The sequence below is a fragment of the Aeromonas sp. FDAARGOS 1417 genome (assembly GCF_019046985.1).
GTDB lineage: Bacteria > Pseudomonadota > Gammaproteobacteria > Enterobacterales > Aeromonadaceae > Aeromonas > Aeromonas veronii.
Genome location: NZ_CP077221.1, coordinates 883638 through 906028, shown reverse-complemented (window position 1 = coordinate 906028; position 22391 = coordinate 883638). Strand labels below are relative to the sequence as shown.

At 59.8% G+C, this 22391-nt stretch carries 6 protein-coding genes; 2 read left to right on the top strand and 4 right to left on the bottom strand.

Going from position 1 to position 22391, the window contains the following annotated elements:
* Positions 1-507 precede the first annotated feature (507 nt).
* The gene (locus tag I6L47_RS22450) at positions 508-15531 is read left to right on the top strand and encodes a retention module-containing protein (RefSeq protein WP_254204814.1); all 15024 of its coding nucleotides are present in this window, start codon (positions 508-510) and stop codon (positions 15529-15531) included.
* Between the two features lie 99 nt (positions 15532-15630).
* Here the strand turns inward: I6L47_RS22450 and glpC are convergent, their stop codons facing one another.
* The 4 genes from glpC to I6L47_RS03945 all read right to left on the bottom strand — a co-directional run bounded on the left by glpC (position 15631) and on the right by I6L47_RS03945 (position 20511).
* Positions 15631-16833, bottom strand: a complete 1203-nt coding sequence (gene glpC / locus I6L47_RS03960) for an anaerobic glycerol-3-phosphate dehydrogenase subunit GlpC (RefSeq protein WP_040069181.1) — start codon at positions 16831-16833, stop codon at positions 15631-15633.
* A 51-nt stretch (positions 16834-16884) separates the two neighbouring features.
* Entirely contained in the window at positions 16885-18150 is a 1266-nt protein-coding gene (gene glpB, locus I6L47_RS03955) for a glycerol-3-phosphate dehydrogenase subunit GlpB (RefSeq protein WP_139732243.1), read from the bottom strand.
* The gene (glpA, locus tag I6L47_RS03950; RefSeq protein WP_216948716.1) at positions 18140-19813 is read right to left on the bottom strand and encodes an anaerobic glycerol-3-phosphate dehydrogenase subunit A; all 1674 of its coding nucleotides are present in this window, start codon (positions 19811-19813) and stop codon (positions 18140-18142) included. The genes glpB and glpA overlap by 11 nt, the downstream gene beginning before the upstream one ends.
* A gap of 242 nt (positions 19814-20055) precedes the next feature.
* Positions 20056-20511 carry a YchJ family protein gene (locus I6L47_RS03945; protein WP_216948715.1) on the bottom strand — a complete coding sequence of 152 codons (456 nt, stop codon included), beginning with the start codon at positions 20509-20511 and terminating at the stop codon, positions 20056-20058.
* Between the two features lie 123 nt (positions 20512-20634).
* Here I6L47_RS03945 and I6L47_RS03940 point away from each other — a divergent pair, with 123 nt between their 5' ends.
* Complete coding sequence (locus I6L47_RS03940; RefSeq protein WP_005352447.1) at positions 20635-22302, top strand: methyl-accepting chemotaxis protein; 1668 nt, start codon at positions 20635-20637, stop codon at positions 22300-22302.
* The last annotated feature ends 89 nt before the right edge of the window (positions 22303-22391 follow it).

Below are 22391 nucleotides of genomic sequence, written 5' to 3'. Positions count from 1 at the left end.
CTGAAATGAGATCTGGATTAAATTTTATGGAAACTCAACTTCTTGTTAACTGCCGAGCGTTCGATGGCAGGAGTTTGAACGGTACAGCTACGTACTGGCACTTTTTGCTGCTGATCCTGATTGCTGCCGTATTGTTCACAGATTCTGGCAATGACTTATGCTAATAATTGACTCAATATGCAAATTCTCGGTGTTGTGGTGTGAGCTTTTGACCTTGGGATTATGATCCATTTATTGAAGCTGCAGTGGATTTATCGTCAAACGACAGAAATAGTCACATGGAGTCTGATAGACCTGTTAATAAAGGTGATGCGATTGGGGTCATCCAAATCTCATTTCATTTAAAAAGGCCTGTTAGATGCACAATCTTGTAAGTTATGGCCATTTTATGGCAATCATTGTCGAAAATAGCGAAAAGACCCACTTAGTCTGGTGCGGTATGATTATTGAACAGACAAGTACCCTGTAGGTACTGATGTTGGTGGTTAAGGTTTTGCTGGAGGTTGTATGGCTGAGTTGCAAATTGAAAAGTCCACGGTGATCTCTCAACTCGAGGGCTCCGTGTTTGTCATCAGTGCAGATGGATCTGTCATACGAGCAAAGGTGGGGATGGCATTGCAGCCGGGGGACCGCCTGCAAACTGCCCAAGGGGGCCACTTTCAACTAGCCGAGCCGGGCAGTGAGCCTGCTGGTGAGCAAGATATGGCCGCCAAACCTGAGCCCGCCACACCTGCTGCTGATGGGCAACCGGCCGATCCGGAACTGGCCTCGTTGCAGGAGGCGATCCGTCAGGGGATTGACCCGACCGAATTGTTCCAGGAGACCGCCGCCGGCAATGCAGCCGCTGCCGGTAATATCGGTGGTGTAGCCGGTTCCAGCTCGGGTGGATTTGTGGTGGTCGATCGTACCAATGACGCCACCCTGGCCGAGGCCGGTTTTGATACCGACCATGCGGTGCAACCTGTTGACGATGAGCTGCTGTTTTCCGAAGAGCGCGATTTCTTTGCTGCCATCACCATCACCGAACCCCAAACCAGCGACAACATTATCAACGCCGATGAAGCGGCTGGCGTCATCATTCGTGGTGTGGTGGATGATGTGGAGGTAGGCCAGCCAGTCACCGTCACCCTTATCGATCAGGCGGGCAATTCACTGACGGTGACGACTGTGGTACTGCCCGGCCTGGTGTGGGAAGCCAATTTTGGCGATGTGACCGGCAAGTTGGTGGATGGCCCGTTGCAGATTGTGGCCAATACCCAGGATCAGGCGGGCAACAACGCCAGCGATACCGGACAGACTCTGCTAGATACCATCACCACCATTACCCTCGATCTCGCCGATGAGAGCGACACCGGCGCCAGCCAGATCGATGATCTGACCCGCGACAATACCCCGCTGCTGCAAGGAAAGGGGGAGCCCGGTGCCACCGTAACCCTGAGCCTTGGCGGCAGCGTGCTCGCCGTCCTGACGGTGGATGCCGCCGGTAACTGGCAATATCAGCTGCCGCAGACCCTGGCCGATGGCCAGTACCAGTTTCAGGTCAATTCCGTGGATATTGCCGGCAACCGCGCCAGCGATACCCTCGTTATCAATGTCGATACCCAGGCCTTCATCGACATCGATGATCTCGATACCGCAGCCCTGTTTGGCAACAGCAGCGCCACCCTGAGCGGTTCCACCAGCAATGTGGAGGCGGGTCAGAGTGTCATCATCACTCTGGTCGACAGCAATGGCCAGCCGTTGTTGACCACCTCGGCACAGGTGGGGGCCGATGGCCGCTGGCAGGTATCAGGTCTTGATCTCTCCGGTATCAATCAATCCTTTGAAGTGCGTGCCAGTGTCACCGATCTGGCGGGCAACAGCGCCAGCGATGGGGCACCGCTGATAGGTCAGAGCGAAACCCTGACGCTCTCCGAAGCCGGATTGGCCGGTGGCCCGATCTCCGCGACCGGTAGCCTCAATACCGGTGCCGGTCAGGATGGCAATCTGCAAGTCCAGTTCGCCGCTGATCAGAGTGCCTTGGAAGGGCTGGGGCTCGTCAGCCATGGCGCGCCCCTTGGCTACACCATCAACGGTCAGACCCTGACCGCCAGTGCCGGTGGGGCGACTGTCTTCACCCTGACCCTCAACAATGACGGCAGCTATCGCATCGTCTGGAGTCAAAGCCTGGATCACGGTCAGGACGTGTTGCGCCTGCCGTTCAACCTCGAATATCGAGACAGCGACGGCGATCTGGTGAAGGCGCCGCTGGTGATCAATCTGGTGGACAGCAATCCGCCCAGTTTCGAGATCCCGGCCATTCCTCTGACCGAAGATGCCTTTACCAACGGCGCCGCCGTGGTGGGCGAGAGCAGCTTTGTGGTCAAACACACCGCCGATCCTCTGCTGGTGGATTCGCTGGTGTTCAGTAATCAGAACAGTACCCTGACTACCCTCAACGGCTCGGGTCTTGCCAGCGATGGTCATCCGCTGACCTTTGAATTTGCCGATGATCGCACCTTGGTGGGTTACTACCTGGATGGCAGTGGCCAACGGGTGGAGGTGCTGCGCGCCGAATTGAATGCGCAGCAGCAGGGCAGCGATCTGGCTGGGCGGGTGGTGGTCACCCTCACCGGCCCGCTCGATCATCAGGGCAGCGACACGCTTTCCCTCGGTTTGCAGGTAAGCGCCAACGAGATCGATGGCGACAGCACCAGCGCCAACCTGACCCTGACCGTCAATGATGGCAGTGATCCCGCATTGGGCATCGACAAGGGCGTCTCGCTGCAAGAGGGGGGCAACCAGAGCATCGATGGTCAGCTGCCGGTGGCGGTGGGGAGCGATCGTCTGGTCTCCCTCAACTTTGAGGCGAGCCAACCGGCGTTGGCGGGGCTCACCAGCCAGGGCAAGGCGACGAGTTATGAGGTTCAAGACAACCAGCTGACCGTCAAGGATTGGCAGGGCAAGGCAATCCTCACCGTTACCATCGGGCTGGATGGCAAATACAACGTCTCCCTGACAGGGGTGTTTGACGAGCCGGAAGCGACCAACAGCCTCAACCTTGGCCTGAAGGTACAGGGTTCAGATTTTGACGGCGACAAGAGCAACCTCGGCACTCTCAATATCACCATTACCGACGGTGCCTTGCCGCAGGTAGACCCTGTCTCCCTCACGCTCACCGAAGATAGCAACTGGCAGCAAGGCCAGACCCTTGACGGTGATCTGACTATCACGGCTGGCAGCGATCCGCTGGCCAGCATCACTTTCGATGCCAATCAGCCGGGGCTGCAAGGGTTCACCTCGGGCAAGCAGGCCGTGACCATCACGGTGGCTGACCATCTTATCGAGGGGCGTACCCTAGATGGCAAGCTGGTGTTTGAACTGACCCTCGGTAACGATGGCAAATACAGTTTCACCCTCCATCAACCGCTGGATCAGGGCAGTGCCGACAGCCTGCTCAAGGCGGGCTTTACCCTGCTCGACAGCGATGGTGACAAGGTCTCCTCCACTATTACCGTGGCGGTGGGTGATGGTGCCAATCCGACCATCTCTGCCGTGACCGGTACCACCATCACCGAGATGGCGCAAGGGGAGACGGCTGCCGTCAGCACCATGAGTTTCTCGGTCGCGCACGGCAGTGATGCCCTTGACCCAGCATCCCTCGGCTTTGATATCGCCGCTATTCAGAGCACCCTGACCGGACTCACCAGCCACGGTAACCCGGTCACTTTCGCCGTTGATCCCACAACCGGCCAGCTGGTCGGAACCGCCGGTGGCCAGGTGGTGCTGCGCGCCGAGCTCAGCCTGGTCGATAACAACGGTAACTGGAGCGTCACCGCCAAGGTCACCCTGAGCGGCGAGCTGGATCACAAGGGGAGTGAATCCCTCAACCTGCCGCTGGCCGTCACCCTGGCCGATAAGGATGGCGATCGCATCGGTACCACGCTGCCGCTCACCATCGTGGATGGTAAGGCACCGAGCTTTATCCCGGGCACCGGTGTAACCCTGGATGAGGGGGGCCTCACCGGCAGCAACAGCCTGAGCCAAACCGGTCACTTCGATGTGCAAGCCGGGTCGGATCGGGTGGTCGAGGTGGCCTTTGCCGATGGCAGCGAACAGCCTGCGCTGACCGCATTGGGTAAACCGGTGCAGTACGAGCTGGTGGATGGTGACCCGCAGATCCCCGGCAGCCAGCTGCTCAAGGGCTATGTGATGGTGGATGGCCAGCGGGTCGAGGTGTTCGAGGTCAAGCTGGTTGGCAGCCTCGATCAGGCGGGCAAGAACGGGTTTGACTATCAGGTCACCCTTTATCAGGGGCTTCATCAGGGCGCCAACGCCGTGATCGAGCTGCCCATCAAGGTGATCGTCAACGACTACGACAAGGCGGGCGGCAACAACGACAGCACCAGCGGCACCCTCAATATTCAGATTGGGGAAGGGGAGAAACCGACCCTGACCCTGACCGATGTAACCCTCAATGAAGGGCGCTTCGATGGCGCCAATTCTGCCACTGATGACCAGCAGACGAGCGGAAAGATCACCATCAAGGCCGACTCGGATCCGGTGACCGATGTGCGGCTGACCCTCTTCGGTCAGGTCATGGATACCAGCGGCAAGCCCATCACCCATAATGGCGAAACCCTGACCTGGAAAGCGGTTGGCACTGATGGTCACACCTTCCAGGCGGTGACCAGTGGCGGTCTGGTTGTGATGACGGTCTCCATCCCGACCGTCCCCGCCAGCATCGCCGCTCACACCAGCGCAGAGATAGGTTATCAGGTGACGGTGCATACCAACCTGGATCATGGGGCGGATAACAAACTCAACCTGACTTTGCCGGTAGAAGTCACCGACAGCGATGGCAGCAAAAATCAGGGAACCGCTACCATCACGGTGAGTGATAGTGCAGATCCTGTGCTCGGTCTCGATAAAGGCGTCGCCCTGCAAGAGGGGGGCAACCAGAGCATCGATGGTCAGCTGCCGGTGGCGGTGGGGAGCGATCGTCTGGTCTCCCTCAACTTTGAGGCGAGCCAACCGGCGTTGGCGGGGCTCACCAGCCAGGGCAAGGCGACGAGTTATGAGGTTCAAGACAACCAGCTGACCGTCAAGGATTGGCAGGGCAAGGCAATCCTCACCGTTACCATCGGGCTGGATGGCAAATACAACGTCTCCCTGACAGGGGTGTTTGACGAGCCGGAAGCGACCAACAGCCTCAATCTTGGCCTGAAGGTACAGGGCTCAGATTTTGACGGCGACAAGAGCAATCTCGGTACCCTCAATATCACCATTACCGACGGTGCCTTGCCGCAGGTTAATCCTGTCTCCCTCACGCTCACCGAAGATAGCAACTGGCAGCAGGGCCAGACCCTTAACGGCGATCTGACTATCACTGCGGGCAGCGATCCGCTGACCAGCATCACTTTCGATGCCAATCAGCCGGGGCTGCAAGGGTTCACCTCGGGCAAGCAGGCCGTGACCATCACGGTGGCTGACCATCTTATCGAGGGACGTACCCCAGATGGCAAGCTGGTGTTTGAGCTGACCCTCGGTAACGATGGCAAATACAGCTTTACCCTCCATCAACCGCTGGATCAGGGCAGTGCCGACAGCCTGCTCAAGGCGGGCTTTACCCTGCTCGACAGCGATGGTGACAAGGTCTCCTCCACTATTACCGTGGCGGTGGGTGATGGCGCCAATCCGACCATCGCTGCCGTGACCGGCACCACCATCACCGAGATGGCACAAGGGGAGGCTGCCGCGGTCAGCACCATGAGTTTCTCGGTCGCGCACGGCAGCGATGCCCTTGACCCCAACTCCCTCGGCTTTGATATCGCCGCTATTCAGAGCACCCTGACCGGACTCACCAGCCACGGCAACCCGGTTACTTTCACCATCGATCCCGCAACCGGCCAGCTGGTCGGAGCCGCCGGTGGCCAGGTGGTGCTGCGCGCCGAGCTGAGCCTGGTCGATAACAACGGTAACTGGAGCGTCACCGCCAAGGTCACCCTGAGCGGCGAGCTGGATCACAAGGGGAGTGAATCCCTCAACCTGCCGCTTGCCGTCACCCTGGCCGATAAGGATGGCGATCGCATTGGTACCACGCTGCCGCTCACCATTGCGGATGGCAAGGCACCGGGCTTTATTCCGGGCAAAGGCGTGTCCCTGGATGAGGGGAACCTCACCGGCAGCAACAGCCTGAGTCAAACCGGTCACTTTGACGTGCAAGCCGGGTCGGATCGGGTAGTCGAGGTGGCCTTTGCCGATGGCAGCGAACAGCCTGCGCTGACCGCATTGGGTAAACCGGTGCAGTACGAGCTGGTGGATGGTGGCCCGCAGATCCCGGGTAGCCAGCTGATCAAGGGTTATGTGATGGTGGATAGCCAGCGGGTCGAGGTGTTCGAGGTCAAGCTGATTGGCAGCCTCGATCAGGCTGGCAAGAACGGGTTTGACTATCAGGTCACCCTCTATCAGGGGCTTCATCAGGGCGGCAACGCCGTGACCGAGCTGCCCATCAAGGTGATCGTCAACGATTACGACAAGGCGGGTGGTAACAACGACAGCACCAGCGGCACCCTCAATATCCAGATTGGGGAAGGGGAGAAACCAACCCTGACCCTGACCGATGTAACCCTCAATGAAGGGCGCTTCGATGGCGCTAACTCGACCACTGATGACCAGCAGACGAGCGGCAAGATCACCATCAAGGCTGACTCAGATCCGGTGACCGATGTGCGACTGACCCTCTCCGGTCAGGTTATGGATGCCAGCGGCAAGCCCATCACCCATAATGGCGAAACCCTGACTTGGAAAGCGGTTGGCACCGATGGCCACACCTTCCAGGCGGTGACCAGTGGTGGTCTGCTAGTGATGACGGTATCTATCCCCACTGTCCCTGCCACCATCGCCGCTCATACCAGCGCAGAGATCGGTTATCAGGTGACGGTGCATACCAACCTGGATCATGGGGCGGATAACAAACTCAACCTGACTTTGCCGGTAGAAGTCACCGACAGCGACGGCAGCAAAAATCAGGGAACCGCTACCATCACGGTGAGTGATAGTGCAGATCCTGTGCTCGGTCTCGATAAAGGCGTCGCCCTGCAAGAGGGGGGCAACCAGAGCATCGATGGTCAGCTGCCGGTGGCGGTGGGGAGCGATCGTCTGGTCTCCCTCAACTTTGAGGCGAGCCAACCGGCGTTGGCGGGGCTCACCAGCCAGGGCAAGGCGACGAGTTATGAGGTTCAAGACAACCAGCTGACCGTCAAGGATTGGCAGGGCAAGGCAATCCTCACCGTTACCATCGGGCTGGATGGCAAATACAACGTCTCCCTGACAGGGGTGTTTGACGAGCCGGAAGCGACCAACAGCCTCAATCTTGGCCTGAAGGTACAGGGCTCAGATTTTGACGGCGACAAGAGCAATCTCGGTACCCTCAATATCACCATTACCGACGGTGCCTTGCCGCAGGTTAATCCTGTCTCCCTCACGCTCACCGAAGATAGCAACTGGCAGCAGGGCCAGACCCTTAACGGCGATCTGACTATCACTGCGGGCAGCGATCCGCTGACCAGCATCACTTTCGATGCCAATCAGCCGGGGCTGCAAGGGTTCACCTCGGGCAAGCAGGCCGTGACCATCACGGTGGCTGACCATCTTATCGAGGGACGTACCCCAGATGGCAAGCTGGTGTTTGAGCTGACCCTCGGTAACGATGGCAAATACAGCTTCACCCTCCATCAACCGCTGGATCAGGGCAGTGCCGACAGCCTGCTCAAGGCGGGCTTTACCCTGCTCGACAGCGATGGTGACAAGGTCTCCTCCACTATTACCGTGGCGGTGGGTGATGGCGCCAATCCGACCATCGCTGCCGTGACCGGCACCACCATCACCGAGATGGCACAAGGGGAGGCTGCCGCGGTCAGCACCATGAGTTTCTCGGTCGCGCACGGCAGCGATGCCCTTGACCCCAACTCCCTCGGCTTTGATATCGCCGCTATTCAGAGCACCCTGACCGGACTCACCAGCCACGGCAACCCGGTTACTTTCACCATCGATCCCGCAACCGGCCAGCTGGTCGGAGCCGCCGGTGGCCAGGTGGTGCTGCGCGCCGAGCTGAGCCTGGTCGATAACAACGGTAACTGGAGCGTCACCGCCAAGGTCACCCTGAGCGGCGAGCTGGATCACAAGGGGAGTGAATCCCTCAACCTGCCGCTTGCCGTCACCCTGGCTGACAAGGATGGCGATCGCATCGGTACCACGCTGCCGCTCACCATTGCGGATGGCAAGGCGCCGAGCTTTATCCCAGGCACCGGTGTGACCCTGGATGAGGGGAACCTCACCGGCAGCAACAGCTTGAGTCAAACCGGTCACTTCGATGTGCAAGCCGGGTCGGATCGGGTGGTGGAGGTGGTGTTTGCCGATGGCAGCCAGCAACCGGCGCTCACTGCACTTGGCCAGCCCGTCAAATACGAGCTGGTTGATGGGGACTCCGCCATCCCCGGTAGCCAGCTGCTCAAGGGTTATGTGATGGTGGATGGCCAGCGGGTCGAGGTGTTCGAGGTCAAGCTGATTGGCAGCCTCGATCAGGCGGGCAAAAACGGGTTTGACTATCAGGTCACCCTCTATCAGGGGCTTCATCAGGGCGCCAACGCCGTGACCGACCTGCCCATCAAGGTGATCGTCAACGATTACGACAAGGCGGGCGGTAACAACGACAGCACCAGCGGCACCCTCAATATCCAGATTGGGGAAGGGGGGAAACCGACCCTCACCCTGACCGGAGTGACCCTCAATGAAGGGCGCTTCGATGGCGCCGCCAATAACCAGACGGCGGATGATCAGCAAGCCAGCGGCAAGATCACCATCAAAGCTGACTCGGATCCGGTGACCGATGTGCGTTTGACCTTTGCTGGTCAGGTGATGGATGCAAATGGCAAGCCCATCACCCATAACGGCGAAACCCTGACCTGGAAAGCGGTTGGCACCGATGGTCACACCTTCCAGGCGGTGACCAGTGGCGGTCTGGTAGTGATGACGGTATCTATCCCCACTGTCCCTGCCACCATCGCCGCTCACACCAGCGCAGAGATCGGTTATCAGGTGACTGTGCATACCAACCTGGATCACGGGGCGGATAACAAACTCAACCTGACCTTGCCAATCAAGGTAACCGACAGCGATGGCAGCGTGATCACTGGCAGTACCACTGCGGTGATCACCGATGCTGACAATCCCGTGATCACATCTATCGAGGGGGTCACCGTCAAGGAGTCGGATCTCAATGGGGGCAGTGGCCAGCATAGTGGCACAAGTCCCTCAGGCAGGGGAGAAGTTGCCATCGGTCAGGTGGCGATTGCCGCCGGGAGCGACCGGGTGGCTTCTCTGCAATTGGATGTGGCCCGTTTCAACGCCCTCAACACCCTCACGTCGGGGGGCAAGGTTGTCACCATTGGCGCCGATAGCCAGCCGGGTGTCTATCTTGGCAAGGACAGCGCAGGCAAGCTCATCTTCAAGCTGACGTTGGATGTCTCCGGCCGCTACACCTTCGAGCTCATCGGCAATCTGGATCACAGGGCCCAGGGCAAGGATCTGCTGGATATCCAGCTGCCGTTACAGGCGCGGGACAGTGATGGAGACCTCAGCGCAGAAGTGATTGGTCATGTGAGCGTGCAGGATGATGTGCCCGTCGCCGTGGATGCGAACAAGACCCTGAATGAAGGAGCGAAAGTGACCGGCGATCTGCTGGCCACCGCCAGTGAGGGGGCGGACGATGCAGTAGTGAAATCGGTCACCATCAATGGCACCGAGCACCCCATCGCCGCAACGGGCAATACCACCATCTCGGTAACAGATGGCACAGGACAACTCATCGGCACTTTGGTTATCAATGCAGAGGGTAACTACAGCTTTACCGCCAAGTCGGGTATCAATCACAGCAATAGCAACCTGATACAGCAGATCACGTTCCACCTGGTGGACGGCGACGGGGATAGCGATGATGGCATCCTGACCCTGACCATCCGGGACGAGGCTGGCACGCTCAGCGTGAGCGCCGTCACCGGCCAGGAGGATGCCGGAGCAACCGATCCTAGCCAGGGGATCCCCATTACCATGAATCTGGATGTGGGGGATTTCGATCGGGGCGAGCATGTGGAGCAGCTGCTTATCCAGGTACCTGCCAATGCCCAGGGAACCTTCTATTTCAACGGTGTCGCGCTGACCACCATTACCCTGGGTGGCAAGACCTGGTATCAGGTGCCGCCTGAGGCCATGGTGGCGGTGGCCAACACCAACGACAAGTTCCAGCTCACCGGTGTCACCTTCGTGCCTAACCACGACTACTCGAACTACGACCTCGGTGGCAATCCGCTGCGCTTCCCGGTGCAGTTGCAGGTGGGCGTCACCGAGGGGAGCAAGCCCCCGGTGCTCACCGGCAATCTGGACATCACGGTGCAAGGTATTGCCGACAAGCCACTCTGGGATGGAGCGAGCACAAATCAGCACTACACCACCAATGAAGACAGCACTGGCATCGCTCTCAATGTGAAGGCCACTCTCACCGACATCGATGGCTCCGAAACACTGAGCTACCAGATCAAGTGGGAGTCGGGTCAGGGGACGCTTACCCTGAACGGCAAGGTGCTTACCCCGGGGGCAAACGGCCTCTATACGGTGGCTGCTGGCGACATCAACAAGGTGACTGTTGTTCCGGGCAAGGATTTCAGTGGTGACATCAAGCTGTCGGTGACGCCGATCAGCACCGAGAAGAACCCGATCGCTCAGGGTCAGGGTACGGCGCAGGGAGACAAAATTGATCTGGTGATCAATGTCAATCCGGTGGCCGATGACGCCAAGCTCACCGTGCGTGACATTCAGGGCAAGGAAGACACCCTGCTCGATCTGGGCAGCAAGATTGCCCTTGCTCATCTGGGTGACAAACTCGATGGCTCCGAGCAGATGTTTGTCCGCATCAGTGGCCTGCCTGACGGTGCAACCTTGTTGCTGGGTGGTTCCGCCGTTGCACAGAACATAGCCGGTTACTATGAGGTTCCTTTTGATCGGATTGGCGAACTCAAGCTGCAACCGCCGAAAAACAGCAACGTCGATTTCGATCTGACCATCAAGGGGGTGGTGAAAGACACGGCGACCTTGACCGATGCCAATGGCCAGACCCACATCGTGGTGAACGAGAAGGAGACCGGCTCCCAGACCCTTCATGTGGATCTGGTGGGGGTGGTGGATCAGCCCCATTTCGAGCTTGGCAATACCGGCTGGGAGGCCGAAGGGACAGGCTATGCCATCACAGTGGGTGAAGATGGGCGGGCGCCGCTCAACTTTACCCTCACCTCGGGCGAGTGGGTCGATACCCCGCACGACACTTCCGAGAGCCTCAACGTGGTGCTGCAAGGGCTGCCGGAAGGGGCCCGGGTCTTTGATGCCAGCGGCAAGGATCTGACCCTCACCTTTGCCGGGCTCGATGCCCATGGCAAGCCAACCTATCAGGTCAATGTCTCCGATTTTGGCAATCTGCTTATCCAGCCGCCCCACAACAGCACGGCGGATCTGCATCTTGTTGCCAAGGTGGTGGTGACCGAGAACGATGGTGATCACAAGAGCTTCGATGTGCCGCTGCATATCAAGGTGGAGCCGGAGATTGACGCCACCGACTACAGCAAGACCAGTCATGGCCTGGAAGATCAGTTCACCGTGCTGGACTGGCATCCGACCCTTACTGACGGCGCCGAGAAAGTCACGGCGCTGAGCCTCTCCGGGGTGGAGGATGGCTACCAGATCTGGCTGCGAGTCGGCGGTGTTGAGAGTCAGCTGGCCGTGGTCAGTGGCAAGGTCACCCTGACAGCCGCCCAGCTCGACAGTCTGCTCAAAGGCGGCCAGCTGCTGGTGAAGGCACCGGAGGATAGCGATCGGGATACCACTATCCAGAGCCATGTTACCGTGACCCAGCACGATGTGGATTCGGGCGCGGTGGCCGAGAAGGTGATCGATGGCAATCTGCATGTCGATATCCAGGCCGTGGTGGAGCCCGATGGCGTGCTGACCCAGAGCGGTGGAGCTCTCGTGGGGCAGAGCGGTGCTGATATAGACCTGACTGGACGCTTCATCTTTACCGACCTCGATCCCTCGAGCGTGGAGGAGATCGACTATCTGGTGATCAACCTGCCGGTGTTGAACGGTGGTGCAGGCGATCAGTTCGTGGTGGTTGGCGGTATCAACAACGGTAACGGCAGCTGGATCGTGCCGGCGGGCAACCTCGGCAGCTTCAAGCTGCATGCGCCGGACGGGTTTGTCGGCAAGGTTCAACCGATCCGCATCGATGCCATGGTGATCGACCGGGGCGATGATGGCGATGCCAGTGCCCATGTCAAAGTGAGCCTGGAAACCAGTGCCGAATTTGAAAACAAGCCAGTGACGCCCAAGACGCCGGCGGCGACCGTCGATATCGACGACAACGCCGTGCTGGTGGGCAAGGAGGATGTCCGGGTTGATTTTGGTCAGCAGCTCAAAGGCGTGATCCATATCGGCGCCGCCGACCAGGCAAGCGACGAGGTGACCATTGTCCTCAAGGGATTGCCGGCGGGCGTCACCATCAGCGGGGCCGAGTACAACATCTCGACCGGTGAGTACGTCATCAAGGTGCCGCCGTCACTGGCGGGCCTGGAAGGGCTGACCCTTAGTTTGCCACAGGACTTTGCCGGCTCGCTCAATATCGAGGTGAAGGTGGTGAATACCGATACCGCCAGTGGCGACATCAAGGTTGACAGCAGCACGGTTAGGGTCGATGTGGCCCCCGTGGTCGATGTGAATGGTGGTCGTGGCGAGCACCCGGAACTGACACTGACTGTGCAGGACACCAACCATGACGGACAGCCGGACAATCTGGAAGATACCCACATTCACCTCGACTTATCGGTCAAACTGGCCGATATCAGCCCCTCCATCGCGGGCGGCGGCCTCGAAACCGTTGAGCGGGTCACCATCACGGTGGATGCGAAATATGGTTACTTCCTCGATGGCAGTGGCAAGCCGGTTAACATTCTGGTTGTGAGTGATATGGCGGCACTTAAGGATTTGGTGTTTGTGCCCAAAGAGCATTTCAGCGGTCAGGTACCGCTCGACATCAAGGTCGATATCGTCGATACCGCGCTGGTCGGCGGCCAACAGGTGACTGACAGCGGCAGCTGGAGCGGCCAGGTCGGCTTTGAGGTGAGACCGGTCAACGATCCGGCCCAGCTTTCGGTGCACAGCGTCACGGGGAGCGAGGATGGCACGGTCAACCTTGCCGGATTTGGCGCAACCCTAATCGATAACGATGGCTCGGAGCAGATCGTCGCGCTGCAGATCAAGGGGGTACCGGATGGCTTCACCCTGTCGGCTCCGGCGGTCAACAATGGCGGCGGCGTCTGGCAGATCCCGGTGGGGACCGATTTCTCCAAGCTGACCCTGATCCCGCCAGCTGATTTCAGCGGCACCGTGGAGCTGTCGCTGAGCGCCTTTACCCTCGACAAGGGGCTCACCATTCCGCTCGAAACCAGTGGCAGCTTTACCGTCACCGTCAATCCGGTGGGGGATGCCCTTATCGCCGACATTCAGGGTCAGGCGAGCGGTACCGAAGGGGATGTGATTACTCTGGATCTGGGGCTGGAGACCCGGGATAACCAGCCAACCGGCGGCAGTGCGGGTAATGTGCATGAGAACAAGCCCGAGCAGGTGCGGGTCACCATCGAAGGGGTGCCTGCTGGTGCCGAGATCCGCTTGCCAAATGGCGTGGCTGGGACGGTTGTTGATCTGGGTGGCGGTCGCTGGCAGGTCACTACCGAGGGCGGCAAGCTGGGTGCGGTCGAGCTGGTGACCAATGATGCCAACGGTGCACTGGATCTCAAGATCACCGCCCAGAGCCTCGATAACGGCGCCCTTGGCCCCGAGGTCAATGACACCATCCATGTGGATGTAAGCCCGGTCAACGATGCGCCAATCAACGTATTGCCAACGACCCCTCAGGTCGCGCAGGAAGATCAGCCTTTTGTCATCCACGGTTTGCAGGTGAAAGATGTGGATGCAGGCAACAGTCCCATCAAGATCACCCTGTCGGTGGAGCATGGCACCCTGATGCTGCCTGCTGGCAGCGGCGTGACGGTGGTCGGCAACGGCACCGGTTCGCTGGTGCTGACCGGCACGCTGGCCGATCTCAATGCCTTGCTCTCTGGTGGGGTCACTTATCAGGGCAACAGTGATTTTTACGGCAATGACGCCCTGACCATGGTCACCAACGATCAGGGGAACACGGGTAGTGGCGGGGCACTCAGCGATACCGATGTGCTGCCCATCGACGTGCAGCCGGTCAATGATGCCCCGGTCAATCAGCTGCCTGGCAGCATGACGGTCAAAGAGGATGGCTCTCTGTCGCTCTCCGGCGTCAGCGTGAAGGATGTGGATGCAGGCAGTGCGCCTGTCTCCATGGTGCTGCGGGTCGAGCATGGTGTGCTGACCTTGCTGGGTGCAACCGGTGCCGTGATGGTGCAGGGGGCGGGTACCAGCGAGATCACTCTGGTGGGGTCGCTGGCTGATCTCAACCAGTTGCTGGCAAGCAACCTGCACTATGAACCGGCCAAAGATTTCTGGGGAGAGGATACCCTTACCGTCACTACCTCCGATCAGGGCAACACTGGTGCGGGTGGCCCGCTGAGCGACACCGATCAGGTGACCATCACGGTCACTCCCGAGCCGGATATGCCGGGTCTGACGGTGGATCAGCATGCGTTCCATGCCTTGCAGGGGGCCGTTATCCCCCTTGGCATCAACGCCAGCGTGGTCAACCCGGCCACCGGCGAGCTCTCCATCCGCATCAGCGGCCTGAATGGGGCGCAGGTGCAGGACGAGCATGGTCAGAGCGTCGGTCATGCTGATGGCAATGGCGACTGGCTGATCCCGGCCGATCACTCGGTTCCGCTCTACTTCAGCGGTTTTGGCGACGGTGACCATGTGCTGGGGATCAGTGCCGAGTCGAGTGTCGGCGGTTCAACCGTCAGCACGCCCCTTGAGACCATTACGGTGCACGGCCAGAGTGGTCATGAGCTGGTCGGTTCCGATCAGGGGGATTGGCTGTTTGGTTCCTCCGGCGATGACCGTCTATTGGGGGGGCATGGCAACGACATCCTCACCGGCGGGGCTGGCAGCGATCTCTTCGTCTGGCAGCTCGGGGATGAGGGGAGTCAGGGGCAGCCCGCCGTCGATACCATCACCGACTTCCATCCGGAACAGGGGGACAAGATCGATCTGGCTGATATGCTGCAAGGGGTCACTGGCAATGGTGTCGATGATCTGCTCAAGCATCTCTCAGCCTCGGTGACGACGGGGAGCAATGGCCTGAGCGATGTGAATCTCTCGGTGGCGCCAGCCGGGGATGGTCATGTGACCCAGCAGATCACCCTGAAGGATGTGGATTTGAGTAGCTGGAATCTCACCAGCACCTCGTCCCACGATATCCTGCAGAGCATGCTGGAAGATCAACATAGCCTGATCATCCAGCACCCCTGATAGCGTGTGTGAAGCGTAAAAAAGAAGAGCCGGCAATTGCCGGCTCTTTGTTTATCTCTGCGTGGATTATTTTTATACGGCCGCAAGGGCCGGGGGGATTCAGGCCAACGCCTGGGCCAACAGGTGGATCGGATGTTCACAGCGGAAGCTGGTGCTCATCTCGATCTGCCATTTGCAGGTCTCGCAATCGGTGATCACCAGATCGGGGGAGAGGCGGTTGATTTGATCAAATAGCCCCTCGCCGATGGTCTGGCTGGTCTGGTAGTTCTCCGACTTGAAGCCGTAGGTGCCAGCGATGCCGCAGCACTGGGACTCCAGTACCGTTACCTTGACCCCGGGAATGGCGCGCAGCAATTCGAGGGTGTAGATGACGCCCCCCATTTTTTCCATGTGGCAGGGGGTGTGGTAGGCGATGTGCAGATTGAGCGGCTTCATCGCCGGTTTGTTGCCCTTGTAGAACTCGTTCCACAGGAAGCGGGTCACCAGCGAGATGCGATCCCGCACCTTGTGGTTGTCCTGCTCCAGCAGGTGGGGGTATTCATCGCGCAGGGTGAAGCCGCAGGTGGAGGAGGTAGCCAGCAGCGGCATCTCGTTACCCAGCAGGGAGTTCTCCATCTGCTTGATGTTGAAGGCCGCCTGCTGCTTGGCCTTGTCCATGAAGCCGTTGGCAATCAGTGGTACGCCGCAGCACTTCTCCCGCTCAAGCAACTGCACACCGATGTTCATGGCGTTGAGCACCTGCACCAGCTCCTTGCCAAGCTGCGGGTGGTTGTAGTTGACGTAGCAGCCGTGGAAGTAGGCGATTTGGCGCTCATAACGAGCCTGAGCTTCTTTTTGCTTCTTGTACCAGCCGCGGAAGGTGCCCTGAGAGTATTTGGGCAGGTCGCGGTGGGATGAGACCCCCAGCGCCTTGTCCAGCACCAGTTTCATCGGCTTGAGGCCGGTGGTGAAGTTGACCACCGGCGCCATCAGGGTAGACATGCTGCCCATCAGATCGGTGTGGGAGAGCACGAACTCGCGGATCCCCGGTTTGAAACCGCTGTATTGATGCTTGGCCTTGGCGATGATGTCGCCGATGCGCACCCCGCTCGGGCAGGCCACTTCACAGCGTTTGCAGTTGGTGCAGTGCTTGAGGGCGCTATCGAACAGCTCGGGGCTCTTGATCCGCAGTCGCTCCCCATCCGGGCCCGCTTGTTTCGGGCCGGGGTAGGCGGGGTTGGCCTTGGCCACCGGGCAGTAGGCGGTACAGACGGTGCATTTGATGCACTGATCGAAAGTTTGGTTGGCGTGATCCAGTAGCATGTCAGTTCTCCTCCCGTAGGGTGTGAAGGCACGGGATATGGGACAAAATCATCATTGGGCCGCGCCCAGAATATGGCCGGCAGCCTGCCAGCCGGTGGCAACGGCAACGCCGGAGCCGGAACCTTCACGAATTGGGTCGTAATGGGCCAAGACACTGCCCGCGCCATAGAGGTTGGCGAGCGGCTTGCCGCCACGCAGCACTCTGAGCTTGTCGTCGGTCTTGACTCCGAAGCCCATGAAGGGGTGGTGGTCGAACAGGCGGCGACCGGCCCAGGCGTCACGCTCCTCCAGACTCAGCACATCGGCATCGAAGATGGGCTCGCGAATGCCACGCAGACGGGATTCCAGCCCGCGGCTAAAGAAGCTGCCGGAGGCGAGCACGAAGTTGTCCGCCTCGAACAGCTGATCATCGCCATTCTGGGTATGTACGCCGACTACCCGGTCACCTTCGTAGCGGGCGCCCAGCACCCGCTCGCTGGTGAGGAAGGTGCCGCCAAGGGCCATAAAGCGGCGCTTGAGCGCCTCCTGCATCCGCATGCCGATCAGTGACGGCGGCATGGTGGCCACCTCCTTGATGGTGCAGCCGGTACGCTGTTCCAGCTCCGCCAGACGCGGGCCAACCAGCCCCAGCGAAAGGCAGGCGGGCAGCACGATATGGCGGCAGCCGGGTACGCCGCTCTCCTGCACCATGCGGCTGATCTCGCGGGCCAGATCGGCCACCAGATGGTGTTTGTCACACAGACGGGCGATATCGGCTGAGCGAAACTCGTGGGGATTGCGGCTGAATTCCGCCAGCTGGGGCAGGCGGATTTCGCCAGTCAGAATGCGGCAGTGGGCAAAACGCGGATGGGTCGCCAGATTGGCCGCCGCCAGTGCTGGATGAAAGTCGCGAAAGCCCTCGAGGGTGGCCAGCAGCAGTACATCCGGGATCGGCGCATCGGTGACGCAGGCACAAGTATCGGGGGAGAGCCAGGTGCGCTTTAGGGTACCGATGGGAGTCAGGCGCTGGTGATTGGTGTCGTGGCGCACCAGCGGCAATCCCTGCTCGGCGCAGTGGCGCTGCAGATCGGCCAGACTCGCTTCGATATTTTGCATTCCTACTTTGCTGTAGGGGTGATCCGGATGGGCCGCCATAAAGGCGGGCAGGGCGGCGCGGGGATCCCCCTCGCTCTCCAGCAGGTCGACCGAGCCGGAGGAGAAGTGCAGGGCACTCTGGCCTGAGGCCATCAGCAGGGTCTTCTGTCCTGCCTCCACCAGCCGCAGGGCAGCCGAGAGTCCCGCCATACCACCGCCGATAACGATATTGTCAAACTTCATGACGGCTCTCCTTGTGAGTGGTCTCGCTGGTTGGGTCGCGTGGGGTATCGGCGACCAGCTGTGGCGCCGTCCATTCCCCCAGGCCAAACAGCCCTTCGTAGATCCAGTAGGTGAACTCGGCCTCGCGCAGGGCATCGCCCCACAGGACGGGGCGGGTTCCCTTGTAACGCTCCTCCAGGAACTGGCGCAGCATGACGCAGGCCTGACGGCCGTCAGCCTTGCCATACTCCTGCATCAGACCGGCGGCGCGATAGGCACACAGCTCGCCCTGACAGGGGCCCATGCCAAGACGGGTGCGGCGGCGCAGATCGATGAGGTTGTCCACATCCAGCTCGCGCAGGGCGTATTCGATTTCGCCTGCGGTGACCATTTCGCACTCGCAGATGAGAGCGTTGGCCTTGGGATTGTCACGGAAGAAGGCAATGACCCGCTCGCCGTGGCGGTATTGGGCTGAGCCTTCGACCGGCACCGAGAGACCGGGAGCGGAGACCTTTTCCGGATCCCGCGAGCCGGGCAGGCTCAGTTCGGCGGTCTGGCAGGGCTTGCTGTTATCGAGTTTCTTGGCCAGCAGATCGGTGGCCCACTCAGCCATCAGGCGGTAGGTCATCAGCTTGCCGCCGGTGATAGTGTTGAAGCCCTTGAGACCATCCCGCTCGGCGTGATCCAGCAGCACGATACCGCGGCTGATGTTGCGGCCGGTGTCGTCACCGTCCACCGCCACCAGCGGGCGCACCCCGGCGTAGGCGCGCAGCAGACGGGTGCGGGCCATGATGGGGGCGAGCTTGATCCCCTCGCGCAGCAACACTTCGACCTCTTCGGGTTCGACGGTGAGCTGGTCAATCTTGTTGTAATCGATGCGACTCGAGGTGGTGCCGATGAGGGAGATGGTGTCGCCCGGCACCAGAATGTCCGCATCCGCCGGTTTGCGGGCGCGGTTGAGCACCAACTGGTTGATGCGGTAATCCATGATGAGCAGGGAGCCCTTGGCCGGGAACATGCGGATGCCGAGATCGGCGTATTCGCAAATTTGCTGGCCCCAGATGCCGGCGGCGTTGATCACCTCCTGACACTCCACCTCGAACGCTTCGCCGGTGCGGGTGTTGATGGCCTTGACCCCGTGCACCCGATCCTGAGTGCGGAGCAGCCCCAGCACCTTGCAGTGGGTGAAAATGCGGGCGCCATGCTCTTTTGCGTCCAGCACGTTGGCTGCGGCGAGGCGGAACGGGTCGACCGTACCATCCGGTACATGGATGGCGCCGATCATCGCCGGGTTGGCGTTGGGCTCCATGCGCAGGGCTTCACCGGGATCGAGCTGGCGGGTTTCGATACCGGCCAGGGCGCAGGCATCCATAAAGGTGGTTTGGAAATTGATGTCATCTTCCGGCAGGGTGAGGAAGAGGCCGCCCGTGTCTTCGACACAGTGGCTGGCAATTCGCTTGAGGATGCGGTTTTCCTGGATGCATTCGCGGGCGGACTCCTGATCCGTCACCGCGTAGCGGGCACCGGAGTGGAGCAGGCCGTGGTTGCGGCCGGTGGTGCCGGCGGCGATATCATCGCGCTCGAGCAGGATGCAGTCGATACCGCGCAGTGCGCAATCGCGCATGATGCCGGCCCCTGTGGCACCGCCGCCTATGATGACGACTTGTGTAGTTATTCTTTTCATTGTTGCCCGTCTCATCTCTTCCAGATGAGGCCAGTGTGGCCTACTTCTGAGTGGAAATGTTTGATATGGGCCAAATTTGCGCTCGCAAACGCTCATTTGCTCGCGCGTTAATGAGCATTATGTGACATTTGTCACGCTTGTTATCGCAGCGGTTAATGGGCTGGTGGCGAATGGCAGACACAAAAAAGGGGCATCGGATGCCCCTTGTCACTGTTTGACGAGTCTGGTGGGGGTGTGATGGGTCAGCCGCAGCACTTCTTGTGCTTTTTGCCGCTGCCACAGGGGCAGGGATCGTTGCGTCCTGCCTTGAGGGGGGCTGGATCCTGCTCTCCCTCGGTGTAGACCCAGCGGCCCTGATAACGCACGAAGCGAGAACGCTCATGGAGGCAGTGACGCTCATCCCCTTCCAGAAACCAGGCTTTGAACTCCACCATCCCGGTTTCATCCTCCGGGTCGCCCTGGCTGGCGATGATCTCGAGACCATCCCAGCGGGTGTCGATGCGTGAAAGCTCTTCGGCGGTGAGACCGCCAAGGTGGGCCGGGTGCCAGCTATGGACCAGATACTCCCCCAGACCGAGCACAAAAGCGCTGTAGCGAGAGCGCATCAGCTGTTCCGGGGTGTCAGCCACAGCGCCACTGTGACGTGAGCCACAGCACAATTCGAGAGAAAGGGTTGAGCCGCAAGGACAAAGATTCATGATTTTCACGTTCTGGCCGATTTGTTTAAGGGAATTGTAACGAAAGCTGGGCTCGCCCTGCCAGCACCTATACTGATGAGTAAGCAAGGAATTCCAATAAAAACAGCTGCAAGGATGTGAAAGATGACGCTAAAGCAGAAAATCCTGTTACTGGGTGCAGTACCCGTGCTGCTGATGGCCCTGGTGGTCAATCTCAGTAACTACATGGTCTCCAAGCGCGATCTGGAGTCTGATCTGGTGGTGGCGAGGGAAAATGCCATCAAGGAGCGTAAAGCGCTGCTCAGCAGTTACATCATGATGGCCAAAACCGCTGTCGATGCCGTGTATTCTCTGCCGGATTCACCGGAAAATCGTCAAAAGGTCAAAGAGTTGCTCAGGCCGCTGCGTTACAGCAGTGACGGTTACTTCTTTGTCTATGACTTTGAGGGCAACACCATACTGCTGCCGGTGCGTACCGAGCTGGAGGGAAAAAACCGCTGGAACGACAAGGATGCCAAGGGCAAGTTGCTGATCCAGGAGATCCTCAAGTCGGCCCGTCAGGGGGATGGTTTTACCGAATACTGGACGGCCAAGCCCTCTATCGGTCGCGATGCTCCCAAACTGGCCTTTACTCTGGTGCTGGACAAATATCAGTGGGCCATTGGCACCGGTTTTTATATCGATGATATCGACAACGAGCTGGCGGCCTTGCGGGCAGAGCGCGAGAGCAACATGCATGCCTCGTTGCAGAGCAGTGTGCTGGTGATCCTGCTGATCCTCGGTATCACCCTGGCGGCGACCGTTATTGTGGGCAACCGGGTCACCAAGCCGCTGGCGGATGCGGTACTGGCATTGAACGATATCGCCAACGGCGACGGGGATCTGACCCAGCGCCTCAAGGTGCAGAGTCAGGACGAGATTGGCCAGCTGGCCAGCGCTTTCAACCGCTTTGTCGAGCGGATCCAGTCGGTGGTGAGTCAGGTGGGCGAGACCAGCAACCACCTCTTTAGCGCGGTCGACAAGTTGCACCATCTGAGCGAGCACTATGACCATCAGATGCAGGGTCACAGTCGCGAGACCGATCAGGTGGTCACAGCGGTTACCGAGATGAGCTCCACTGCACAGGAGGTGGCGGCCAGTGCCTCCAATGCCGCGACGGCAACCAGCGATGCGGCCCGTGAATCGGACGCCGCTCGAGGGGTGGTGAGCGGGGCCATCAACAGTATCAACCGGCTGGTGGGGGAGGTGCATACCGCCTCCGGCGTTATCGAGCAATTGGCGCAAGAGACCGCCAAGATTGGCTCGGTGGTGGAGGTCATTCGCGGCATTGCCGAACAGACCAACCTGCTGGCGCTGAACGCCGCCATTGAGGCGGCCCGCGCCGGTGAGCAGGGACGCGGCTTTGCGGTGGTGGCGGACGAAGTGCGTTCGCTGGCCGGTCGTACCCAACAGAGCACCAAGGAGATCAACGAGATGCTGCAACGTCTGCAGGGCGGGGTGAAGCAGGCGGTGGAGGTGATGCAGGCGAGCGAGGATCGCAGCCAGGAGACGGTGCAGGAGGCGAGCCATATCGCCAGCTCCCTCGACAGCATGGTGATGGCGGTCAGTACCATCAACGACATGAACATCCAGATCGCCACCGCCGCCGAGGAGCAGCACGCGGTCTCCGAGGAGATCAACAAGAACCTGGTGGCCATTCAGCAGATTGTCAGCGAGCTGACCAGCGCGGCGGTGGAATCCAACAGCACCACCCGCGATCTGGCCAGTACCGGTGACAAATTGCGCAAACTGGTGTCGCAATTCCGTTATTGATCTTGCAATGGTCCGTGACGGCCACCACAAGATGCGGCCTGACCCCCGGTTCAGGCCGCACTTTATTTGGGGATTGACCAATAATGTGT

Bases quoted from the DNA above. Each gene is read 5' to 3' on its own strand.
- I6L47_RS22450 (WP_254204814.1), top strand. From the start codon at position 508: ATGGCTGAGTTGCAAATTGAAAAGTCCACGGTGATCTCTCAACTCGAG.
- glpA (WP_216948716.1), bottom strand. From the start codon at position 19,813: ATGAAAAGAATAACTACACAAGTCGTCATCATAGGCGGCGGTGCCACA.
- glpB (WP_139732243.1), bottom strand. From the start codon at position 18,150: ATGAAGTTTGACAATATCGTTATCGGCGGTGGTATGGCGGGACTCTCG.
- I6L47_RS03940 (WP_005352447.1), top strand. From the start codon at position 20,635: ATGACGCTAAAGCAGAAAATCCTGTTACTGGGTGCAGTACCCGTGCTG.
- glpC (WP_040069181.1), bottom strand. From the start codon at position 16,833: ATGCTACTGGATCACGCCAACCAAACTTTCGATCAGTGCATCAAATGC.
- I6L47_RS03945 (WP_216948715.1), bottom strand. From the start codon at position 20,511: ATGAATCTTTGTCCTTGCGGCTCAACCCTTTCTCTCGAATTGTGCTGT.